The organism is Paenibacillus sp. cl141a, assembly GCF_900109305.1.
Classification (GTDB): Bacteria; Bacillota; Bacilli; order Paenibacillales; family Paenibacillaceae; genus Paenibacillus_AQ; species Paenibacillus_AQ lautus_A.
Map to the genome: position 1 here is coordinate 442,512 of NZ_FNZO01000003.1, position 21,281 is coordinate 463,792.

Below are 21,281 nucleotides of genomic sequence, written 5' to 3' on the forward strand. Positions count from 1 at the left end.
CAGTACCGGCGAGGCTAAACCGTATGCGTTACCTCATCCGCTTCCATTCGCTCTGAATCATGCCGTAAACCGCATGGTTGACATAGCCTTGGGGCAGCTTCTCGGCTTCCCGTATGACTCCCTCAAGGACAAAGCCCAGACGTTCCGGAATCGCCCGGCTCCGATGGTTAGCCGTTGCGCATCGAATCTCCACCCGGTTCAGGCCCATGCGCATCAGCGCGTGATCCGTAAACGCGCGGCACGCGCTTGTCATCAGGCCCTGCCCCGTAAAATGCTGATCCAGCCAGTAGCCGATGCCGACCGAGCGATTGTTCCAATCGATCTCGTGAAACGAGATCGTGCCCGCCAGCTCCTCGCGCACCCAGATGCCCGCCGAGAAGCCGCCATTGTCTGCTGCTTGCTTCATGGCACCCTTGATATAGTTGACAGTATCGTTAACCTCAGTGACGGCATCCACCCACGGAAGCCACTTGCGGAGACGGTCACGCGACCGGTCGGTAATCTCGAACATCGCCCGTGCATGTTCGATGGCAAGCGGGCGCAATTCAACATGATCGTCCAATGTGTATCCAAACATACGGTATCTCCTTTGTTCTCCATCGCGAAGTATAAAGTATATGTACCTCTAACGAGTTCGCTTCACTTTTTGCTCCAATGCGTAAATATCTTCTTCCAGGGAAATCATGCGCTGATTGACAACCGTTCGGCAGTCGCTGAGCGCTTGATTGTATAGATGAGGCCCCAAGGTCTCCACGAAAAAATCAAGAACACTCTCCGCGGCCAGATTTCCGAGGGTTTCGCCGCGTTCCGTTTCAAAGTATTCCTGCACCAATTCAATCAGCTGTTCTCGCTGCTCTTTGGGAAATTTGCTGGGCTTCATAAGATGATGGCCGGCCTCCTTCAAACACTGTTTTTCTCTCCATGCTACCCTATTAAAAAGCCCCCGTCAAAATGATTTTCGCCGCTATATCCGGCTAAGGGAGGAGCCTTGGCAAACAGGTTGAGGACTTGTAGTTATTGCCTGCCTCCCCCCCTGTCCCAAGTCGCGGGCTTACTGCGCGGGAGTGCCGAATTCCTTGAACAATCGCGTCATTACAGGTATATTTAAGAGAAACACGTTTATACAGGAGATAGACAGAAATTACAGGACGAAAGGTTGATCAACGTGGAGAACCATCGGGGCACCCCCTCCAATTTCATAAAGAATGTTATTACCGAAGACCTGAAGTCCGGTAAAGTCAAGGAGATCGTTACCCGTTTCCCGCCGGAGCCGAACGGTTACCTGCATATTGGACATGCCAAGGCCATTTGGATCAATTTTACGCTGGCCGATGAATTCGGCGGACGGACACACTTGCGGTTTGATGACACGAACCCGGTGAAGGAAGACATCGAGTACGTGAACTCCATCAAGGAAGACGTGAAGTGGCTTGGCTTCGATTGGGAAGAGCTGCGGTTCGCGTCCGATTATTTTGAAGAGATGTACAATCGCGCGGTGCTGCTGATTAAGAAAGGGAAGGCTTACGTGGACGACCAGTCCGCCGACCAAATCCGCGAAACGCGCGGAACCTTGACCGAACCTGGACAGAACAGTCCATACCGGGACCGCAGCGTGGAAGAGAACCTGGATCTGTTCGAGCGGATGCGCAAAGGGGAATTCGCCAACGGTGAACGCGTGCTGCGCGCCAAGATCGATATGGCTTCCCCGAATATCAATCTGCGGGATCCGGTCATCTACCGGATCTCCCACGCGCATCATCACAATACAGGGGATAAGTGGTGCATCTATCCGATGTATGCTTTTGCCCATCCGCTGGAGGATGCCATCGAAGGGGTTACGCATTCCCTGTGCTCCCTGGAGTTTGAAGATCAGCGCCCGTTCTATGATTGGGTCGTGGCCGAATGCGAGATGGACAGCACGCCGCGTCAGTACGAATTCGGGCGTCTGAACGTGGCGCAGACGGTCACCAGCAAACGCAAGCTGAAGCAGCTCGTGGACGAGAACATTGTGGACGGCTGGGACGATCCGCGCATGCCGACGATCTCCGGACTTCGCCGTCTGGGCTATACGCCGGAAGCCATTCGCAATTTCGTGTTCGAGACGGGAATCTCGAAGGCTTACGGCACGGTGGACCGCCAAGTGATGGAGCACTTTATCCGCGAAGACCTGAAGCTGAAGGCGCCCCGCACGATGGCCGTGCTGGACCCGCTGAAGGTGGTCATTACGAACTACCCTGAAGGTCAGGTCGAATGGCTGGACGCCGAAAACAACACGGAGAATCCGGAGATGGGGATCCGCCAGATTCCGTTCTCGCGCGAGATTTACATTGAGCAAGAGGACTTCATGGAAGATCCGCCGAGCAAATATTTCCGCTTGTTCCCGGGCAATGAGGTCCGGTTGAAGCATGCGTATTTCATCAAGTGCAATGACGTGATCAAAGACGAGAACGGCAAGGTCGTCGAGATTCACTGCACGTACGATCCGGAGACGAAGAGCGGCAGCGGCTTTACCGGACGCAAGGTAAAAGGGACGATTCACTGGGTGGAGGCCACGCAGGCCGTGCCTGCCGAATTCCGTCTGTTCGAGCCGCTGTTCAAGGACGAAGACGAAGAAGCGGAAATGGTGCCTGAGGTTGCGGGCGAAGCGGAGGAGGCAGCTGCCGAGAAGTCCTTCTTGGACGACATCAATCCGAATTCGCTGCAAATCGTGCAAGGCTTCGTGGAGCCGAATATGAAGGATGCAGCGCCGCAGGACAAGTTCCAGTTCTTCCGCCACGGATATTTCAACGTCGACTCGAAGTATTCGCAGCCAGGACGTCCGGTATTTAACCGCGTGGTTTCCCTGAAGAGCTCGTTCCAGCTTCCGAAGAACTAAACAAGACAGAGAATAAAAAAGGGGTACGGGTAGGCGCTAATCAGGTCGACCTGGCCCCTAAACGTAAACAAGACTCGAAGATTCCGTTCCAGGATTCATTCGAGTCTTGTTATATTTACGGTGATATCATCCTGGAATTGATATCGTACGGGAGATAACTGCGCGCTAACTCGCAGCGTACTCCTCGATCTCGTCGCCTTCGGGATCGTCCGGGTGCAGCGGCTGGTATCCGTGCTTGCGGAGGTTGTACCACATCCAGCCAAAGCCGATGGCACCCACGATGGCGAGCAGCGTACCGGTCCGGTACATGGCCTGCGCCCCGAAGTTCTGGAACATCCAGCCGCCGGCAAGGCCGCCGATGACACCGGATATGCCGCTCCAGCTTAAGGTATAGATCGCTTGGCCGGAGGCGCGGTACGGCGTCGGAACAAACAGCATTGTCAGCTGAACGCCGACATAGAAGTAGCCGCCGAAGGTAACGCAGTGCAGCAGCTGGATGAAGGCGACCTCCAGCGGGCTGTTGGCTTCGGCCATAAGCAGCCAGCGGAGCGCGAAGAGCAGGCTGACAATCGTCAGGCAGCCGACCAGGACGTTGATTTTCCGCTTCAGGAAGCGGTCAAACAGAATGAAGATCAGCACTTCGAATATCGATGAGAAGAAGATGGCGAGGCCGACCGTCTGTTTGGATCCGCCAAGCTCCAGAATGTATAGGGACATAAAAGTATTATTCGCCGTGTTCGGGATGGATACCATGATGCCTAAAAGGATGAACCAGACAAAATAGGAGTTCAGAAACAGCCTGCTGAGCCCCCTAAGGCTGACCGATGCCGATGCAGCCGTTTTCTGGATGGAGGGCAGCGTAAACATGAACACGGCCGCCACCAGCAGCATGATCGAGAACACGATGGCAATGCGTCCCGACCCAAGCCGGTCGATGACAGGCCCGGCCGCGATGGCCGTCAGCGCCCATCCGAGCGAGCCCCACAGCCGGAACGAGCCGAACTTTTGCGGGGTTCCATCAATATAGGTCAGAATCAGCGAATTCGTCTGCGAGAACATCGGCGTCTGGAAAAAATAAAAGAAAATCATCGTCATGTATATCATTGCATAGGTATTCGCTTGAAAAACAAGCTGAACCAGCAGCAGCGTACCGGTCATCATGATCAGCAGCACGCGTTTGATGTTGGCCGCCCGGTCACTCCAGAATCCCCAGAACGGATTGGCGAAGATGGACACAAATGGCGCAATCGCCATCAGGCTGCCGATTTCGATTTTGCTCATGCCGATATCTTGCAAATACAACTGGAAGAAACCGGTGAAGATGACCATGGTTCCGTAAATGAAGAAGTTGAACAGCTTGAGCGATGTCAGCGAAGGTTGAGCATTGTCCATATTCCGCAAGTGGGTCATTCCTTTCAAACCGAATACAATCCATAATCGCGGTATAAGAAAAAAGCCGCTTTCCTTTCAATGTATCACGCATTGAAAAGGGATACAAACCATCTTTTAAATGATTTTCCATTATTCTGGATATTAGCCTATAAACTGAATCCGATTTTTTATAACTTGAAGAAAGGCTGGTGGAGCATATGAGCGTTCAATTCCAAGATGTTCGTCTGCCATCGGGTCAGGTGACGGGTATCGTGCTTGCTGGAGGAGCCTCCCGGAGAATGGGGAGAAACAAGGCGCTGCTGCCCATGGAGGGGATGAGTTTGATTGAACGGACGGTCCACGCGCTGGACAAAGTCAGCGGACGGGTGATCCTGTCTACCAATGACCCGGGACCTTATCAATTCCTCGGCTTGGAATGCGTCCCCGATCTATATGTCGGACAAGGTCCGATGGCGGGCCTTCATGCCGCCCTGAAGTCTTCCCGGAGCACATGGAATCTGATCGCAGCTTGCGATATGCCTTACATCCACGAGCGGTTTCTTCAGGGACTGCTGGATCTTGCGAACATGCAGGACACCGCCGACGCTATAATCCCGGTCGTGGAAGGAAGGATGCATCCACTGCTGGCAGCGTATCGCAGAGAGGCCGCGGAAAGCCTTGAGCGCAGGCTGATGCGGAGGCAGCTCCGCATGGTGGAGTGGGTGCAGGAGCTGAATGTCGTTTTTGCGAATGAGGAGGAATTAGCGGAAGTGACCGGCCTTGATCCGAGCCGAATCTTATTTAACATGAATACGCCCGTGGATTACGAGGCCGCAGGCGGTCTGCTGAATACGGAAGAATGATCGATCCCCTGCATGCATTCTATAAAAATAGCCCCGCCATTCAAATGCTTGGCGGGGCTTTCTAGTATATATAAGGCGGTTTGCTTTGGCTATGCTGATTCTGCTCTCATGCTCGGAGCAGAAGCTCATCCGCCGATCTGCGACATGCGCCGGACCGTAGGAGTATGGCTTTGGGCCTTTTTCTCCAGCGCGAGCGCCATTTCATGATTCAGCGGCTTGGCGCCGAGCGCTTTGCGGAACAGGTTCGCCACCGCCGAAGGGTCATCGATGACGCGGCGCACGTTAAATTCGTCCGACCAGTACAGGCAGGCCTTGATATGGCCGTCGGCCGTCAGCCTGAGCCGGTTGCAGGAATCGCAAAAATGATCGCTGACCGGATGGATCAAACCGAACGTTCCCGTTGCTCCAACCACCTTCATGTTGCGCGAAGGACCATTGCCGGAAGGGCCCTGCTCTTCTTGAATGGCCCAGCCGGCCTCTTGGCACACTTCGGATACCCGGCTCAGCGGCAGGTACGAATCCCGCCAGGTATCGGACGCTTGGCCGATCGGCATGTATTCAATAAAGCGGACATGAAGGGGACGATCAAGCGTCAGGGCGATAAAGTCGCGAATCTCGTCCTCATTGAAGCCCTTCATTAACACCATGTTCAGCTTGATCGGATTCAGGCCGGCTTCATAAGCGGCTTCAATGCCTTCAAGCACTTTATGCACCCGGCCGCCGCGCGTGATGCGAGCGTAACGCTCTTCCTGAAGCGAATCCAGGCTGATGTTGATGCGGGTGAGTCCCGCTTCCTTCAGCAGGCGGGCCTTGGATGGGAGCATGATCCCGTTGGTGGTGAGGGATATATCTTGAATTCCTTCAATGGAAGCAATTTGATGGACCAAGGTTTCCAGATCCTTGCGCACAAGCGGCTCGCCGCCGGTAAGACGTACTTTGGAGACGCCCATGGGGGCCAGAACGCGCATGATTGCGGCGATCTCTTCATAGCTCATTATCTGATCGTGAGGTTGGAATTCCATCCCTTCTTCCGGCATACAATATACACAACGAAGATTGCACCGATCCGTCACCGAGATTCGAATATAATCATGAACACGACCGAAGGAATCTTTAAGCGGTTCGATCATGGAAATCCCCCTTTTACTAGCGTGCATGGTCACATTGTAGCCATTCCCCGAACAGGAGTCAATGCATTGTAAGGGTCATGTTAGCCGGACAAGCCGCACGGATAAGTTCAAGGATTTGTGAGAAGTATCACAGAAAACGCTTTCTAAATCATGTATATTGGACCTGTGGACCAAAGCTTTCTCCCCTTGAAAGCGAGTAGTGACATTCTAGATTTCCGAAAGTTTCCTGATTTTTCCGAAATTTTCGGAAATCATTTCAAACTGCTTTCATTAGACGTTCATCTAAGATATACTGTCAAGGATATCACATCCAACAAGAAAGGTTACCAATAGGAGGTTCGATATGGCGATATCACCTGTTCAAACTTTGGAGGTGCCTGACGTCTGTCACAGGTGGCTTGAAAACCGGGGGACGGTCTATGAGCTGCTGATTGATTTTTTGGGCAATTGGCCCAGCTTGTCTATGATTGCGGAATGGAGCCGCGGGAGCGGAATTAGCAAGGCGGCGGAGTGTTCGAAGGCCGGTACGGATCTAATGAAATATTTATGCGGACGCTCGCCTGAGGAATTAGTTCGGATTTGCGAATATGAGGGGGCGGAATACCGCCGGCTGCTTCAGCAGTCCAAACCTCGCCAGGCCGCGGAATCCCATTATACGAAGGATGGATGCGCTCAGGATTTGGCCGATTGTTATGCATCCGCCGGTGTTGCCTTTAATAAACTGCATGGCGAAGCGGACGATCATATAGCCATTGAACTGGAATTTATGACGCTGCTTCATGACCGTATGCTGAACAATACGTATTGTGAAGATAGCATGTTGCAATTAATGGAGGTACAAGAGCAATTTCTGGAGGAGCATCTGTTGTCATGGGTGCCATCCCTCTGCAAGGATCTGAAGGGGTCCACGCAAAGCCCGCTATACCAGTCGTTATTCAGCCTGCTGGAGGAATTCCTCGCGCAGGATCTGAACATGCTGAAGACCTGGAAGCATTCCAAAGAAGCCATACTGGTGCATTAGCGCCAGAATCATATCATCACCACCAAACACAAACAACGCCCTGGCTTCCTTGTATTAGGAAGGCCGGGGCGTTTGGTGTTCTAATTAATCTTCGATTCTTTTCTTGCTGAACTTCATCAGGAACTCGTACACGATCGGTACAACCACGAGCGTCAGCAGTGTGGAACTGATCAGGCCGCCGATAACCGTGATGCCGAGTCCTTTCGAGATAATGCCTGCGCTGCTCTCCCAGCCGAATACGAGAGGCAGGAGCGCGCCGATGGTTGCCAGTGCCGTCATCAGAATCGGACGAAGACGGGTGGCGCCGGCTTCGAGCAGGGCTTCGCGCGTGCTCATTCCTTCGCGTTCCATATGGATCACACGGTCGATCAACACGATCGCGTTCGTCACAACGATACCGATCAGCATGAGTACGCCCATCAGTGCAGACACGTTCAGTGTTTCGCCTGTGACGAGCAGGCCTATGATAGCGCCGATGACAATGAACGGCAGCGAGAACAGGATGGCGAATGGAGCGAGTCCCCCGCCAAACGTAACCACGAGTACAAAGTATACGATAGCGATGGCCGCCAGCATGGCGAGCCCAAGCTGTCCGAAGGTTTCGTTAATTTGCTCGGTGACGCCTCCGAATTGGACGGACACGCCGTCTGGAAGCTCAAGCTTGTTCACTTCGGTCTCCAGGTTGGTCGAAGCCGAGCCTACGTCGCTGGACAGGATGTCGGCTGTGACACTCACAACCATTTTACCGTCGATGCGCGTAATGGAATCCGGAGTGGTTCCTTTTTCCACCTTGGCCACATCCTTGATCGGTACTTCGATGCCAAGCGGAGAGGTCACGGTTTCGTTCTCGATTTCCTTAATGCTCTTATAGGTTTTGCTGTCCGCTTCAATGTAAACATTGTAGGTTTTGTCTTCGATCTTGACTTCGGTCAAGACCGGACGTTCCCGTACCGGGGCCAGCTTCATCGCTAGTTGTCCGGCCGTCAGGCCCAGTGAGCTGAGCTTCTCTTGATCGGCTACCAGCGTGTACTGCTCAAACGCTTCGGACAAGCTGGTTTCCGCATTTTCAAACGTTGCGGTATCCTTGTTCGCAAGCTCTGCGATTTGATCGGCCACCGGCTTGATCTGCTCCAGCGAGTCGCCGAAGACGTTCACCGTCAACTGGCTGCCGCCAAAGGCGCCGGCTGCCATGTCCATATTGGACCAAGTGCCGTCCGGCACTTCCTTGGCAAGATCTTCGATGAGCGTCTTTTTGACATCTTCGAAGTTTTTCGTATCCGGATCATACATAACGTAGAACAATCCTGAATTGGCGGAGCCCATGCCCAGCGGATTGCTTCCGCCGATGGAGTATTGCATCGATTGCACGCCTGGTTGATCCAGGATCAACTTCTCGGCTTTTAAGGCTCGATCCTCAACATCCTCCAGCATTACGCCAGGCTCAGGTGAATAGGTGACCATCGCGTATTTGTCTTCCTGTTCCGGAATAAAGCTTACGCCCAGGTACTTGGTCAAGAATAAGCTTCCAACGAGCAGCACGATGGCTGCCAGGAAGGTAATCGCTTTGTGATTCAAGGTCCATTTCAAGATGGAGCGATAACCGCGGGCCATGGCACCCGGCTTCTCTTCATGATCATGTGTGTTCTTCAAGCCTTTGCGGAACAAGCTGTGCGCCATGGCAGGTACGAGCGTAATCGCCACGACCAGGGAAGCAAGCAGGGCAAAGACCATCGTCAATGCAAACGGCATGAACAGCTCTCCTACCATGCCGCTGACCAATGTAAGCGGCAGGAATACTGCGATGGTCACGATGGTGGAGGACATGATCGGCACAAACATTTCGCGCGTAGCGGCGCTGATGAGCTCTCGGCCCTTCAATTTCTCGGTCGAGAGGGACATGCGCCGGTAAATATTCTCGATAACCACGATGGAGTCATCGACAACCCGGCCGATGGCAACGGTCATGGCACCGAGCGACATCATGTTCAAGGTGATATCCATTTGCTTCAGGCACAGAACCGCAATCAGCAGGGACAGCGGGATCGAAATGATCGAAATAATCGTCGAACGGATGTTGCGCAGGAAGACCATAATAATCAGAACGGCGAACAACGCACCGAATAATGCCTTGGAAAGCATCGTATGGACAGAGTCCTCAATCGGCTTGCCTTGGTCCAGCATGATCGTCAGATCCATGCCCGGATACAGGCCTCTCAATTCTTCGGCCTTGTCTTTGACCTGGTTCACGACGTCAACCGTGTTGGCATCGTTTGCTTTTACGATTTGAATACCGATCGATTCCTTCCCGTTGGTGCGGGAGATGGATTCCGAGGAGCCGATCACTTCAATGTTGGCAATCTCGCTCAGTTTGACGGTTGGAATGCCGGTTGGCATACCAGGAGCACTATTTTGTCCACCAGCGCCAGCACCGGCAGCGGCTTCAGCGCCAGCGCCAGGCACGGCTTGCTGACCGGCACCTGCAGCATCGCCAGGCGGCTGTTGCTGCTGGCCTGCACCGGCATTCGGAGCACCGGCGCCGGCAGACGCATCCGCCCCGCCGCCACCCGGAATGACGGGAATGGCGATATTCTTCAGATCGTCGATGCCGATGATGCCGCCATCAACGGCAACGGCTTTTTGGGACTTCTCCATTTCGAACATGCCGAGCGGAGCGTACAGCGCCGAACCTTGCACGATACCTTTGACGGTATCCTCGGTCAGGCCAAGCTCGCTCATTTTGTCCTGGTTAAACTTAAGCTGTACCTCATTCACGAATTGGCCGGCTACCTGGATGGAAGCAACTCCGTCCAAATCCTCCAGCTCGGGAACGATGTCATTCTCCGTGATGCGGGTCAATTCATCCAATTCCATATTGTCCTTGTTAGCAATGCTTAACGAGACAACCGGCATGGAGCTCATGCTGAATTTGGATATGGTAGGTTTCTGGGCGTCGTCAGGCAGCTTTACCTCGTTGATGGCTTCGCGAACAGCCGCCGTAGCGTTGTCCAGATCACTGCCATAATCAAACTCAACCATGACATTCGCTGCATTCTCCATGGAAGTGGAGGTTACGGTTTTGACGCCGTCGATATTGCGGAGTCTCGTCTCGAGCGGTTTGGTTACATCCTCCACAACGCCTTCGGGAGATGCACCAGGATAAATGGCGGTGACACTCAAGAACGGAACGTTAATATCCGGAATGGTTTCTTGCTTCATCGTCAGTCCGCCGTACAATCCACCGAAGCTGACGATGATGGTCAGCAGCCAGATCGCAAACTTGTTGCGCAGCGAGAAATTGATAATTCCTTTCATTAGGCGATTCTCTCTCCTCTCCAAACTCTATGTCTCTAATTTGAACGAATTCCCCTGCATCATGCCGCCGGGCGTAAGATAGCTTTCAAGCACAGTCGAAATGGTGCCTTTGAGCTCGGTATACAATGCTTCGATTTCCTCGATCCCCTCCAAGTTAGCAAGCATTCCTTTCAGAACGGCCCGGCTGGGCTGGAGGCCAAGCAGCTCTTTCTCCATAATATTGAGGGACTCCATCGCATCTTCCCGCTCTTCCGGCTCGGCCTGAACCTTCTTCAGTTCGCTTTTCATTGCCTTAATGACGATCAGCGGATGGCGCTGTTTGGGAACGTCGGTCTGGCATAATTGGCCCAATTGGCCAACCGCCTCCATTGGGATCAGCGGCTCCGGACGTCTGCGAAGTATGCTGGCTACGATATCATCAAGCAGCTGGATCTGGTGATCAGCGGTGATTCCCACATTCAAATGGAATCCCGGCATGAACAGGAAACGGATATACGCGCCCAGCATGCTGCCCATAAACATGGCGATCTCCATCGTATACGGCTCAACGTCCGGTCCATAGATGCTTTTGAGCTTATTGTTAAACCACTGCAACGCAGCGAGCATTTCCTGCCGCATGTTTTCCTTGTCAAAAGGCGGTTTTCCCGGCGTCTGATCATGGAACTGCTTCAGGAGAAATTCCCGGATCTCCAGAAAATGGATCAGGAGCACTTCCGTCTGCTTACGCATCTTTTCCTTAGGCGCAAGCAACGGATCGTGGTCGACCCGGAGAATCTCGTCTTTAATCCGGCCTGCGATATGCTTGTAAATGCTCTTTTCCAGTTCCTCTTTGGACTTGAAATGAAGATAGAGGCTGCCTTTCGACATCCCGCATACTTCGGCGATTTCCTGCATGGAGGTAACCGAAGAGCCCTTCGCGGAAAACAGCTGCATCGCAGTGATGAGAATTTGCTGTCGTTTTTCTGCCGTTTTATCAGCCAATCAATAGCTCACCTCGCTTGAGAACTTATCGGTTCTTAGATTGACCATAAGGTCAAGAAATATTATATATGAAAAAGAACGACCGTTTCAACTTTACTACGGTCGTCCTTTTCGTTAGGTTCTGAAAACTTGCGATTTTTCTTGAGAAAATATTAGCTGATCAATTTCAGGCCCACGGCGGAGCACAGGATCATGGCGATAAACAGCACTCTCCGCCATTCCTTGGGCTCCCCGAACAGAAACATGCCGGTCAAGGCCCCGCCGGCCGTTCCGATACCCGTCCAGATCGCATAAGCGGTCCCCATGGGCAGTTCGGTCATGGCGTAGGAGAGGAGGGAGAAGCTGGCGGCAAAAGATAAGGCCAAAATCAGTACATAACGCCAGCCTTTGCGATCCGACACGCCTTTGATGCCGATGACGCCGCCGATTTCGAATAATCCGGCGAATATAAGCGCAATCCAAGCCATTATTTACTCACCTCCGGTTCGGCGTGATCAGCCGTAACAAGCTTAAGGCCGATAACGCCGGCAAGCAGCACGCAGATCAGAAGCACCTTGACCAGTTTGAACGGCTCTCCGAAGAACAGCATCTCGGACGCGACCGTCCCGGCGGTACCGATTCCCGTAAAGACGGCATATACGGTTCCGACCGGAAGCCGTTTGGCCGCCTCGATAATAAGATAGAAGCTCGCTGCGATGGCGGCCAAGGTTCCAAGCCATTCCCAGAGGTTGGCGGAATGCTTCAACCCCATCACCCATATGATTTCAACCAATCCAGCCAGCAGCACATAACCCCAGTTGCGATTCATTATGTTTGTCACTCCTTTTATGAAAAGAACGGTAACCTTACCTTACAAATTCTTTCGACTTTAACTTCCTGCTTATGATGCGTCATTCCATCAGGATTTAACTCTTGTGGTTATATCTTTGCTTCGTTACCCCTAACCAATACACAGGCCAAGCAGCTGCAAGGCGTCTTGAGGCCCGCTCTTCCCCGCCGTAGACGGTTTCCAGATGGATTCCGTCCACCAAGGTCATAAAGGCTATCGCCGCATTGCGCGGATGACGGATGATGCGGCCCTGCTCCGGGCAGCCCGCGGCAAGCAGCTTCGACAGGTTCTGCTCCTGTTGATCCAGCAGCGGATACACCATCGCCATCACTTCGTCATACAGCGTGCTAGGCGGGAAGAAGGCCATCCGCATGAAGAACTGGACCTCGTCATCCATTTGGTAAGCTTGGAGACGATTCTCAAGAAATCCGTGCAGCTGCTGCTCCAGCGGCCAATCGGAATGGTCAAGGAAATAGGCTACCATCATTTCCTCCTGACGATGGAATACGTCCTGGAGCACTTGCAGAAACAAATCCTTCTTACTCGAAAAATGGGCGTATATCGACGGTTTCTTGATACCGCAATCGTCGGCGATATGTTTTAGCGATGCCCCTTCGTAACCGTTTTTGGCAAAGTGGGCAAGAGCGGACTGTTTAATATCGGCGGCACTCATTGAATTCCCCCTAACTAACGATCGTTAGTTATATTTCTAACAAATGACGTCAGCATTGTCAATCTTTTTTTTGATGCATTGAGCCCTTGCCGGCCCAAGGAGAACAGTCTTTAGTTCCTGGGGGAGATCATGTAGAATATGGTGTGACCAGCATCGTGCATACAAAGACAGAAATGATGAAGAACAAGGGGTATATAGATATGAGAAAGGGAATAGAGGCTGTACTGATCACCGCGCTATTGTTCGCGTTTTATTATTTTGGCATGCATTATTTCGGGAAGACGACAGGGACGGTTATCGGGATATTCTCTACGCTGACCGTCGTATCCATCGGGTTCATGATTTTTATGGAGAATCGCCATCCTTCCAGCACCATGGCCTGGATCCTGCTGCTGGCGCTCGTCCCCATCGTCGGGCTCGTCTTTTATTTTTTGTTCGGACAGAACTATTTCAAACGGAGGAAATACGATAAAAAGGCGAGGAAGGACGGCTTGGTCTACACCAGCGAGGTCCTGCGCAAGAACACCCCCGACGTCTCCTGCTTCAAGCCGGAAGTGCAGCAGCTGCTTCAGCTGTCCACCCGGCTTGCGCGCACGCCGATATCGTTCTCAAGCGACACGAAGGTGCTGACCGATGGGGAAGAGACCTTTGCCGCATTGATTGCGGAGCTGGAGCAAGCAGCGCACCATATTCATATGGAATATTACATTTACCGCCCGGATGCGATCGGAACGCAGATCCAGGAAATTTTGATACGGAAGGCGAGGCAAGGGATTGCCGTGCGATTTATGGTGGACGCCGTCGGCAGCCTGCAGCTGCCGCCTTCCTTCCTGCAGGAGATGCGGGATGCGGGCGTGCAGGTCGCCGTATTCGGAAGTCCCAAGACGATCTTCTTCACGAGCCGCGTGAATTACCGCAATCATCGCAAAATCGTCGTGATCGACGGCAGCGTCGGGTTCGTTGGCGGCTTGAATGTGGGAGACGAGTATTTAAGCCGCAGCAAAGCATTCGGTTTCTGGCGCGACACCCATATGCTTGTCCGGGGAGAAGCGGTCCGGACGCTCCAGGTTGTATTTTTGCAGGATTGGCAGTATATGACGGGGGAGCAGCCGAACGAGCCGATCTATTACTCCCCGGATTTGCTGGAGAACCGCAGCGGCGCCGTACAGATTATCGCAAGCGGTCCGGATAATGAACGGAGAGCCCTCAAGAACATTTTTTTCTCCATGATTGTGTCGGCTCGTAAGTCGGTGTGGCTGGCTACGCCTTATTTTATACCGGATGAGGACATTCTTACCGCGCTCAGGGTTGCCGCCTTATCGGGCCTTGACGTGCGTATTCTGTTTCCGTCAAAACCGGACAAGTGGCTGCCCTTCCTCGCGTCCCATTCCTATTTTCCGGCCCTGCTGGATGTTGGGGCAAGGGTCTATGAATACGAAAAAGGGTTCATGCACTCCAAGCTGCTGATTGTCGACGGGGAGGTGGCCACTATCGGAACGGCCAATATGGACATGCGGAGCTTCCATCTTAATTTTGAAGTCAACGCATTGCTCGTACACACGGACAGCGTAAACAAGCTGGTATCCGATTTCGAACATGACCTGGAATCCGCTATCGTATATGACCGCCATCATACCCGCAAAAAGAGAATCATGACACGGCTGCTTGAATCCGCAGCCCGGCTGATGTCCCCCCTGCTGTAATCGCAGCAGAAGAAGCCGACGGGACAGGCCGTTTTTCCTAAGCCCGTTCGTTCCATCTATTTGTAAGAATTTTAAAAGGTAGTGAAACCCAGGCTTTTTTGCAATTTAAACAGGATGTCCTTCATCCATGTGGTTTTTCCCAAGTAAGCGTCGACGCCGAGACTGAACGGGGCATCTTCGTTGAACCATATCCGATGAAAGTAACGGTCCAGATCCCGGGTGAGCGGATGATTCTGAGGGGCAGCGATCCACAGATTGTTCTCCAAATTCAGATCGTCCAGATTCCGCTGGGTGAAATTGGTTGACCCGCCGGTAATAATCGATTTGCCTGTCGGTTTGGCAATGTACATGAGCTTGGTATGATACTGTTCGGTGCCGGTGTTGTACCAGCGAATGGAGATTTTTCCTTTGGATTTCTGGATGAGCTCGGCGGCAGCCGGACGGTTGGGGATGCCGATTTTGTCCCTGCCGAAGGCGTTCTGGTTCGGATCCAGAATGAGACGGATGTCAACGCCTCGGTCCGAGGCTTGCAGAAGCCGTTCCATGACTTTACCGTCGGCCAGGTAGAACATCCCCATCCAGAGCGTATCCCCGGGCTGTGACTGCTCTATGCCCTCCAGCACATATTTATAGATTTTTCCTTCCGTCAAATAACGAACATCGAGACCGTTGGGTTGACCTGAAGGCTGCACCGCCGGCTTGGAGCCGGGCTCGTATTCCGGCAGCTTGATTGGGCTTGTAAGGTTAACGGCGGCTTGCTCCGCCGCAAGCATATCGCCGATGATGTCCCCGCTCGTTTCGAAGGCGATGTTCGAGTGGAAGGCGCTGGCGTCATGCATGTTGGCCGAAGTCACCAGCGCGGTGTTCTCGCTGATCACGACTTTGCGGTGATTGGCTTTCACATTCAGCAGCTTCAGATAGGAGCGAACGGTAATATCGGGTGCTTCGGTTGCCATCAGATTGGGGAGCGTGCCTTTGCCGGACTGGCCGAACCACTGAATGAACGTGCGCCATACGGCGGAATAGGCGGGCGTGGAGTCCCGCAGCCGGTTGACATCAGTCACAATCACATGAATGCCTGCTGCCTTCATGGACTCGAACTCCGGCGGCGTATAGGAGCCGTACCCGGTATTCACTTCGTCGGTGATAAAGAAGATATCCATATCGGGATGGTTCTTCTTATGGGTAACCAGGCGACGGGCAAGCTCTTCGCTGACTTTCGGGAATGTTTGGTCTTTATGGGCATATCCGTTGAACAGAAACATATCGATCACCAGGAATTTTCGCGATTCGTCGATAATTTGGCCGATGCGCGGTCCGATTTCTTGATCGTGGACAGGCTGGCCGTCCGGTCCGGGATAGGTCAGGTCGATCCACATCTTCACGTCGCTCCGGTAGACCGGACTTTCATAGGAAATTCCACTCGGAAGCGGTTTATGAGTCTGATAGATCATCACGCCGATAAGCCATAGCATGAGAAGGACAAGACCCATGAATATTGTTTTTCGCATTCGGGAGCTTTTGGCATGAGGATTTTCTGTCAGGGGCTGCGTGCCTGGACCCGGTGCAGGTGGTTCAGCTGAATTGCGGTTATGGAACAAACGTCGGAAATCCAAGATCGCCCATCCTCCTATCTTTTCTATTCGTAGGTCGTATAACGTTAATTAACATGAAAGTACTGCCCTGACGCACTCCAGTTTTTGCAATTCCGCAAGCACCGCGTTTGGGGATGATCCCGGGAAGCCGGGGCAGAATGCTATTTGGGAAGGTTGCTGGGTTTCGAACATACGGGAGATCGTGAGAACATCGGTATTAAAATTGTCAAAGGATGCACATATCATGCAGCTGGGACAACCTGCGACGTCAATGATATGCTTTAGATACGGTTTTATTAAGGATGAGTGAATCGGATAAGGAGGCACGGAATGAACTCAGAACATGAACAGACTGCGGGCAAACCCGCAACCGTTTCAGGCGGAGGATCAGGAAGATTTGGGGGCAGACTGATGCCGGAAGTGCCCACCGGCGAGCGGAAAATCGAGCATGTTCGATTATGCCTGGACGAAGAAGTGGGCTCTGTGGGGATAACCACCGGTTTTGAACGTTACCGTTTTCGTCACGCCGCACTGCCGGAGATCGACTTTGGAGAGATTAAGCTGGATACGACGTTTCTTGATTTTTCCGTACGCACGCCATTTTTGATCAGCTCGATGACTGGCGGAAGCAAGGCCACCGGAGAGATCAATATGCGTCTTGCGGAAGCGGCGGAACGGCGCGGCTGGGCGCTTGGTGTGGGCTCCGTGCGGGCTGCGGTGGAGAAGGAGGAGCTTGCTTCAACATTCCGCGTGCGGGAGAGCGCGCCGAGCGTGCCGGTGATCGCGAACCTAGGAGCGGTGCAGTTGAACTATGGCTTTGGACTTGACGATTGTCAACGGGCGGTGGATATCGCCGGCGCGGATATGCTGGTTCTCCATCTAAACGGGCTGCAAGAGGTGTTTCAGCCGGAAGGGAACACCCGGTTCGGACGTCTTCTGGGTCGTATCGAGGATTTGTGCCGCACGCTTTCGATACCAGTCGGGATTAAAGAAGTGGGCTGGGGAATCGATGGCGAAACGGCGCGAACTCTGCTGGACGTCGGGGCGGCATTCATCGACGTGGCCGGTGCGGGCGGCACCTCATGGAGCCAGGTCGAGAAATTCCGCAGCCCGGATCCGGTCCGCCGCGCCGCGGCCGAGGCTTTTGCCGGGTGGGGCAATCCTACCGCGGAATGCATCGCGGAGGTGCGCGAAGCCGCGCCAGCCTGTGCGCTGATCGGCAGCGGCGGGCTGCAAAGCGGCGTCGACGCGGCCAAAGCGCTCGCGCTTGGCGCCGATCTGGCAGGCTTCGGCCGCGGACTCCTGGGCTCGGCGGTCGATTCGGTTGAAGCGCTCGATCAGCGGCTTGCCCAGGTGGAACTGGAGCTGCGGACGGCCATGTTCGGTATCGGCGCGGGGAATATCGAGGCCCTGAAGTCGACCAAGCGGCTGATTCGTGCCTGAAACGGCGCGCAGAACACCGAAGAACGGGAATTCGCGATGGCAGTATATTCGTGTTGAAGTCTATGGGGTATCTGCTATAATTAATAAGATTGTTTAGCTGGTGATAGGGGCTTCGGCGTATAGAACCCGAGCTTCGTATACTTATAAATAAGAGTAAACCTGATAAGGAGTTGTCACATAAATGGCTTTAAAAGCTGGAATCGTCGGTTTGCCGAACGTCGGCAAATCTACATTGTTTAATGCGATTACGCAGGCGGGCGCCGAGTCGGCAAACTACCCGTTCTGTACGATTGATCCTAACGTGGGCGTCGTGGAAGTGCCGGATGAGCGCCTCGACAAATTGACCGAACTGGTTCAGCCAAACAAGACGGTACCGACCGCTTTCGAATTCGTCGACATCGCGGGCTTGGTTCGCGGCGCGAGCAAAGGGGAAGGTCTCGGAAACAAGTTTCTGGCCCATATTCGGGAAGTGGATGCGATCGTTCATGTAGTCCGCTGCTTTGAAGACGAGAACATTACCCACGTCGATGGTAAAGTAAACCCGGTCAGCGACATCCAGACGATCAATCTGGAGCTGATCCTTGCTGATCTAGACAGCGTCGAGAAGCGGATCGAACGCGCGAAGAAGAACATGAAGGGCGGCAACAAGCAGTATGCTCAGGAAGTGGAGCTGCTGGAGCGCCTGAAGGAAGCCCTGTACAATGACCAGCCGGCACGCAGCGTGGAGCTGAGCGACGATGAGAAATTGATCGTGCGCGATCTGCACCTGCTGACGCTGAAGCCGGTATTATACGCGGCGAACCTGAGCGAAGACGGCGTTGCGGAAGCCGACAGCAATCCTTACGTCCAGCAGGTTCGCGATTTCGCGGCCGCTGAGAACGCGATCGTGGTGCCGATCAGCGCGAAGGTTGAGGCCGAGATCGCCGAGCTTGAAGGCGAGGATAAAGCGATGTTCCTGGAGGAGCTGGGACTGGAAGAGTCCGGTTTGAACCGTCTGATCAAGGCGGCATACAGTCTTTTAGGGTTGTATACCTACTTTACGGCCGGCGTGCAGGAAGTGCGTGCCTGGACGATCCGCAAGGGAACCAAAGCGCCGCAAGCGGCCGGCGTCATCCATACCGACTTCGAGCGCGGCTTCATTCGTGCGGAAGTCGTTGCTTACGATGACCTGGTTGCGGCGGGCTCGATGAACGGCGCGAAGGAACGCGGACAGCTTCGTCTGGAAGGCAAAGAGTACGTTGTGAATGACGGCGATGTTATGCACTTCCGTTTTAACGTGTAATTGATGAAGGTTTCAAAGGCCATGGCTCCATGTCGCTTTGTGCATGGGACCGTGGTTTTTTTGAAGCGAACGGGAAAGGCGAGAACCCTTTCTTCGGTCAACTGCCTGCTAGTCAAACGTGTCGTTTCATGGTAAAATAAAAAGTCGTTTACACTTCATGTTCCCTACGAAATTGGAGTGCGAAATGGCATATCTTCAGGAATATATCTTAGAGAGGTGAATTCCTTTGTTGGACCGATTACAATCCCTTGCAGACCGTTATGAGAAGTTAAGCGAGCTGTTGTGCGATCCCGATGTCGCTAATGACTCCAAGAAGCTCAGGGATTATTCCAAAGAACAATCCGATTTACAGCCTGCTTATGAGGCTTATGTTGAATATAAGAACGTCATTGAAGAACTCGAAGCTGCCAAAACCATGCAGGGCGAAAAGATGGATGACGACATGCGCGAAATGGTGAAAATGGAGATCGAGGAGCTCACCCAGCGCGAGCAAGAGCTGGCGGAGAGAATTCGGATTCTGCTGCTGCCGAAGGACCCGAACGACGATAAAAACGTCATTATCGAGATTCGCGGCGCAGCCGGTGGCGACGAGGCGGCACTGTTCGCTTCCGATCTGTACCGGATGTATACCCGTTATGCCGATACCCAGGGTTGGAAGGTTGAACTGATGGACGTCAACACCAACGATCTGGGCGGGTTTAAGGAAGTGATCTTCATGATCAACGGCCGCGGCGCTTACAGCAAAATGAAATTCGAGAGCGGGGCGCACCGCGTGCAGCGTATTCCGACCACGGAGTCCGGCGGTCGTATCCATACCTCCACCTCCACCGTGGCGGTCATGCCGGAGGCGGAAGAAGTGGATATCGAAATCCATGACAAGGACATTCGCGTAGATACCTTCTGCTCCAGCGGCGCAGGCGGCCAGTCCGTTAACACTACCAAGTCGGCGGTGCGCGTAACGCATATTCCGACCGGCATCGTGGCTACATGCCAAGACGGCAAATCGCAGAACTCCAACAAGGAGAAGGCGCTGCAGGTGCTTCGGGCCCGTATCTTCGATATGATGCGCCAAGAGGAAGAGGCGAAGTACGCCGGGGAGCGCAAGAGCAAAGTCGGCACCGGTGACCGCAGCGAGCGGATCCGGACTTACAACTTCCCGCAAAGCCGTGTGACCGACCATCGGATCGGACTTACCGTTCATAAGCTGGATCAAGTGATGAACGGGGAGATTGAAGAGATCGTTTCGGCGCTGACCCTGGCGGAGCAGGCGGAAATGATGGAAAAAGGAGTATAACGCTTTGAAGCGGACGATATTTGAATTGACGCCGCAGCGCAGCGTAAGAGAAGCCTTTGTGGAGGCTTCTTCTTTTTTAGACGGCATGCGGGTGATGGAGCCGCAGCGGAATGCGCAGCTGCTGCTGGAGCATGTGCTGGGATTGTCGGGAACCTCATATTATATGGCGCTCGCGGAGCTGTTTCCGGCGGACCGTCGCCGCGCCCTGGAAGAAGCGATCAATCGCAAAGCGCAAGGCGTTCCTGCGCAGTATATTATCGGCGAGCAGGAGTTTTACGGCCGGCCGTTTGAAGTTACGCCGGCGGTGCTCATTCCGCGCCCGGAAACGGAGCTGCTCGTGGAAGCGGTGCTGACGTATGGACGGGAGCTCACCCCGCGACCGGATGGAGGACTGAAGGTCGTCGACATCGGCACAGGAAGCGGGGCGATTGCCATTACGTTGGCTTTGCAGTCAAAGGGATGGGATGTGTTTGCGAGTGATATTTCGCCCGATGCGCTAGAAGTTGCCGCGCGGAATGCGAAGAAGCTGGGCGCCCAGGTTGAGTTCCGGCAGGGGAACCTGCTGGAGCCGTTTGCCGGCACGGGGCCGGACATCCTCGTCTCCAATCCGCCGTACATTCCGGCGGAGGATATCGAAGAACTTCAGCCGGAAGTCCGGGACTATGAACCGCGTACGGCTCTGGATGGCGGGCCGGACGGATTGAATCCGTACCGGATCATGATGGCGCAGCTGCCCTTGCTGTCGGCGCCGCCGCGCCTAATCGCTTTTGAGCTGGGCATGGGCCAGGCCGGGGAGGTAGCAGAGCTGCTGCGGAAGGCAGGACACTGGGAGGAAATCGTCACGGTACCCGATTTGGCGGGGATTGACCGGCATGTTCTGGGAATTTTCCGTTAATTGTATTCGGGTCC

Annotated in this window: 18 protein-coding genes; 8 read left to right on the forward strand and 10 right to left on the reverse strand. The window is 53.7% G+C overall.

Annotation, left to right across the window (positions count from 1 at the left end; all coding sequences use genetic code 11):
- Positions 1–28: 28 nt before the first annotated feature.
- On the reverse strand, positions 29–577 hold the full coding sequence (locus tag BMX45_RS11935; RefSeq protein WP_090909869.1) for a GNAT family N-acetyltransferase: 549 nt from the start codon (positions 575–577) through the stop codon (positions 29–31).
- A gap of 48 nt (positions 578–625) precedes the next feature.
- Positions 626–880: a DUF2164 domain-containing protein gene (locus BMX45_RS11940; RefSeq protein WP_036662061.1), complete on the reverse strand. Its 255-nt coding sequence runs from the start codon at positions 878–880 to the stop codon at positions 626–628.
- 276 nt (positions 881–1,156) lie between these two features.
- Between BMX45_RS11940 and BMX45_RS11945 the strand changes: the two genes are divergently transcribed.
- Complete coding sequence (locus BMX45_RS11945; RefSeq protein ID WP_090909870.1) at positions 1,157–2,875, forward strand: glutamine--tRNA ligase/YqeY domain fusion protein; 1,719 nt, start codon at positions 1,157–1,159, stop codon at positions 2,873–2,875.
- Between the two features lie 165 nt (positions 2,876–3,040).
- On the opposite strand, the gene BMX45_RS11950 is transcribed toward BMX45_RS11945, so the two are convergent.
- A complete protein-coding gene (locus BMX45_RS11950; RefSeq protein WP_090909995.1) occupies positions 3,041–4,267 on the reverse strand; it encodes an MFS transporter in 1,227 nt (408 codons plus the stop codon).
- Positions 4,268–4,464: 197 nt separating this feature from the next.
- On the opposite strand from BMX45_RS11950, the gene BMX45_RS11955 reads away from it, so the two are divergent.
- Positions 4,465–5,109: a molybdenum cofactor guanylyltransferase gene (locus tag BMX45_RS11955; protein WP_090909871.1), complete on the forward strand. Its 645-nt coding sequence runs from the start codon at positions 4,465–4,467 to the stop codon at positions 5,107–5,109.
- A gap of 125 nt (positions 5,110–5,234) precedes the next feature.
- On the opposite strand, the gene moaA is transcribed toward BMX45_RS11955, so the two are convergent.
- Positions 5,235–6,239, reverse strand: coding sequence for a GTP 3',8-cyclase MoaA (moaA, locus tag BMX45_RS11960; protein ID WP_090909872.1), 1,005 nt, complete (start codon positions 6,237–6,239; stop codon positions 5,235–5,237).
- Positions 6,240–6,582: 343 nt separating this feature from the next.
- On the opposite strand from moaA, the gene BMX45_RS11965 reads away from it, so the two are divergent.
- The gene (locus tag BMX45_RS11965) at positions 6,583–7,260 is read left to right on the forward strand and encodes a TorD/DmsD family molecular chaperone (protein WP_090909873.1); all 678 of its coding nucleotides are present in this window, start codon (positions 6,583–6,585) and stop codon (positions 7,258–7,260) included.
- 84 nt (positions 7,261–7,344) lie between these two features.
- Here the strand turns inward: BMX45_RS11965 and BMX45_RS11970 are convergent, their stop codons facing one another.
- The 5 genes from BMX45_RS11970 to BMX45_RS11990 form a co-directional block, all read right to left on the reverse strand.
- Positions 7,345–10,572: an efflux RND transporter permease subunit gene (locus BMX45_RS11970; protein ID WP_090909874.1), complete on the reverse strand. Its 3,228-nt coding sequence runs from the start codon at positions 10,570–10,572 to the stop codon at positions 7,345–7,347.
- A 27-nt stretch (positions 10,573–10,599) separates the two neighbouring features.
- Positions 10,600–11,553, reverse strand: coding sequence for a TetR/AcrR family transcriptional regulator (locus tag BMX45_RS11975; protein ID WP_090909875.1), 954 nt, complete (start codon positions 11,551–11,553; stop codon positions 10,600–10,602).
- Between the two features lie 152 nt (positions 11,554–11,705).
- A complete protein-coding gene (locus tag BMX45_RS11980; protein ID WP_009594524.1) occupies positions 11,706–12,020 on the reverse strand; it encodes a DMT family transporter in 315 nt (104 codons plus the stop codon).
- The gene (locus tag BMX45_RS11985; protein WP_090909876.1) at positions 12,020–12,361 is read right to left on the reverse strand and encodes a DMT family transporter; all 342 of its coding nucleotides are present in this window, start codon (positions 12,359–12,361) and stop codon (positions 12,020–12,022) included. The genes BMX45_RS11980 and BMX45_RS11985 overlap by 1 nt, the downstream gene beginning before the upstream one ends.
- Positions 12,362–12,458: 97 nt before the next feature.
- Positions 12,459–13,055, reverse strand: a complete 597-nt coding sequence (locus BMX45_RS11990; RefSeq protein WP_090909877.1) for a TetR/AcrR family transcriptional regulator — start codon at positions 13,053–13,055, stop codon at positions 12,459–12,461.
- Positions 13,056–13,255: 200 nt separating this feature from the next.
- Between BMX45_RS11990 and cls the strand changes: the two genes are divergently transcribed.
- Positions 13,256–14,758, forward strand: coding sequence for a cardiolipin synthase (cls, locus tag BMX45_RS11995; protein ID WP_090909878.1), 1,503 nt, complete (start codon positions 13,256–13,258; stop codon positions 14,756–14,758).
- Positions 14,759–14,829: 71 nt separating this feature from the next.
- Here cls and BMX45_RS12000 read toward each other — a convergent pair whose 3' ends face one another.
- On the reverse strand, positions 14,830–16,269 hold the full coding sequence (locus BMX45_RS12000; RefSeq protein ID WP_254778040.1) for a phospholipase D family protein: 1,440 nt from the start codon (positions 16,267–16,269) through the stop codon (positions 14,830–14,832).
- A gap of 414 nt (positions 16,270–16,683) precedes the next feature.
- Here BMX45_RS12000 and fni point away from each other — a divergent pair, with 414 nt between their 5' ends.
- The 4 genes from fni (at position 16,684) to prmC (ending at position 21,267) form a co-directional block, all read left to right on the forward strand.
- Entirely contained in the window at positions 16,684–17,796 is a 1,113-nt protein-coding gene (gene fni, locus BMX45_RS12005; RefSeq protein ID WP_090909880.1) for a type 2 isopentenyl-diphosphate Delta-isomerase, read from the forward strand.
- A 181-nt stretch (positions 17,797–17,977) separates the two neighbouring features.
- Complete coding sequence (gene ychF, locus BMX45_RS12010; RefSeq protein ID WP_090909881.1) at positions 17,978–19,078, forward strand: redox-regulated ATPase YchF; 1,101 nt, start codon at positions 17,978–17,980, stop codon at positions 19,076–19,078.
- A 226-nt stretch (positions 19,079–19,304) separates the two neighbouring features.
- Entirely contained in the window at positions 19,305–20,372 is a 1,068-nt protein-coding gene (prfA, locus tag BMX45_RS12015) for a peptide chain release factor 1 (RefSeq protein WP_090909882.1), read from the forward strand.
- Between the two features lie 4 nt (positions 20,373–20,376).
- Complete coding sequence (prmC, locus tag BMX45_RS12020) at positions 20,377–21,267, forward strand: peptide chain release factor N(5)-glutamine methyltransferase (RefSeq protein WP_090909883.1); 891 nt, start codon at positions 20,377–20,379, stop codon at positions 21,265–21,267.
- Positions 21,268–21,281 lie beyond the last annotated feature (14 nt).

What these genes read in the sequence shown, in the direction of transcription:
- BMX45_RS11935 (WP_090909869.1), bottom strand. Translation starts at nt 577, where the DNA reads ATGTTTGGATACACATTGGACGATCATGTTGAATTGCGCCCGCTTGCC.
- BMX45_RS11940 (WP_036662061.1), bottom strand. Translation starts at nt 880, where the DNA reads ATGAAGCCCAGCAAATTTCCCAAAGAGCAGCGAGAACAGCTGATTGAA.
- BMX45_RS11950 (WP_090909995.1), bottom strand. Translation starts at nt 4,267, where the DNA reads ATGGACAATGCTCAACCTTCGCTGACATCGCTCAAGCTGTTCAACTTC.
- BMX45_RS11955 (WP_090909871.1), top strand. Translation starts at nt 4,465, where the DNA reads ATGAGCGTTCAATTCCAAGATGTTCGTCTGCCATCGGGTCAGGTGACG.
- moaA (WP_090909872.1), bottom strand. Translation starts at nt 6,239, where the DNA reads ATGATCGAACCGCTTAAAGATTCCTTCGGTCGTGTTCATGATTATATT.
- BMX45_RS11965 (WP_090909873.1), top strand. Translation starts at nt 6,583, where the DNA reads ATGGCGATATCACCTGTTCAAACTTTGGAGGTGCCTGACGTCTGTCAC.
- BMX45_RS11970 (WP_090909874.1), bottom strand. Translation starts at nt 10,572, where the DNA reads ATGAAAGGAATTATCAATTTCTCGCTGCGCAACAAGTTTGCGATCTGG.
- BMX45_RS11980 (WP_009594524.1), bottom strand. Translation starts at nt 12,020, where the DNA reads ATGGCTTGGATTGCGCTTATATTCGCCGGATTATTCGAAATCGGCGGC.
- BMX45_RS11985 (WP_090909876.1), bottom strand. Translation starts at nt 12,361, where the DNA reads ATGAATCGCAACTGGGGTTATGTGCTGCTGGCTGGATTGGTTGAAATC.
- BMX45_RS11990 (WP_090909877.1), bottom strand. Translation starts at nt 13,055, where the DNA reads ATGAGTGCCGCCGATATTAAACAGTCCGCTCTTGCCCACTTTGCCAAA.
- cls (WP_090909878.1), top strand. Translation starts at nt 13,256, where the DNA reads ATGAGAAAGGGAATAGAGGCTGTACTGATCACCGCGCTATTGTTCGCG.
- BMX45_RS12000 (WP_254778040.1), bottom strand. Translation starts at nt 16,269, where the DNA reads ATGCGAAAAACAATATTCATGGGTCTTGTCCTTCTCATGCTATGGCTT.
- fni (WP_090909880.1), top strand. Translation starts at nt 16,684, where the DNA reads ATGAACTCAGAACATGAACAGACTGCGGGCAAACCCGCAACCGTTTCA.
- ychF (WP_090909881.1), top strand. Translation starts at nt 17,978, where the DNA reads ATGGCTTTAAAAGCTGGAATCGTCGGTTTGCCGAACGTCGGCAAATCT.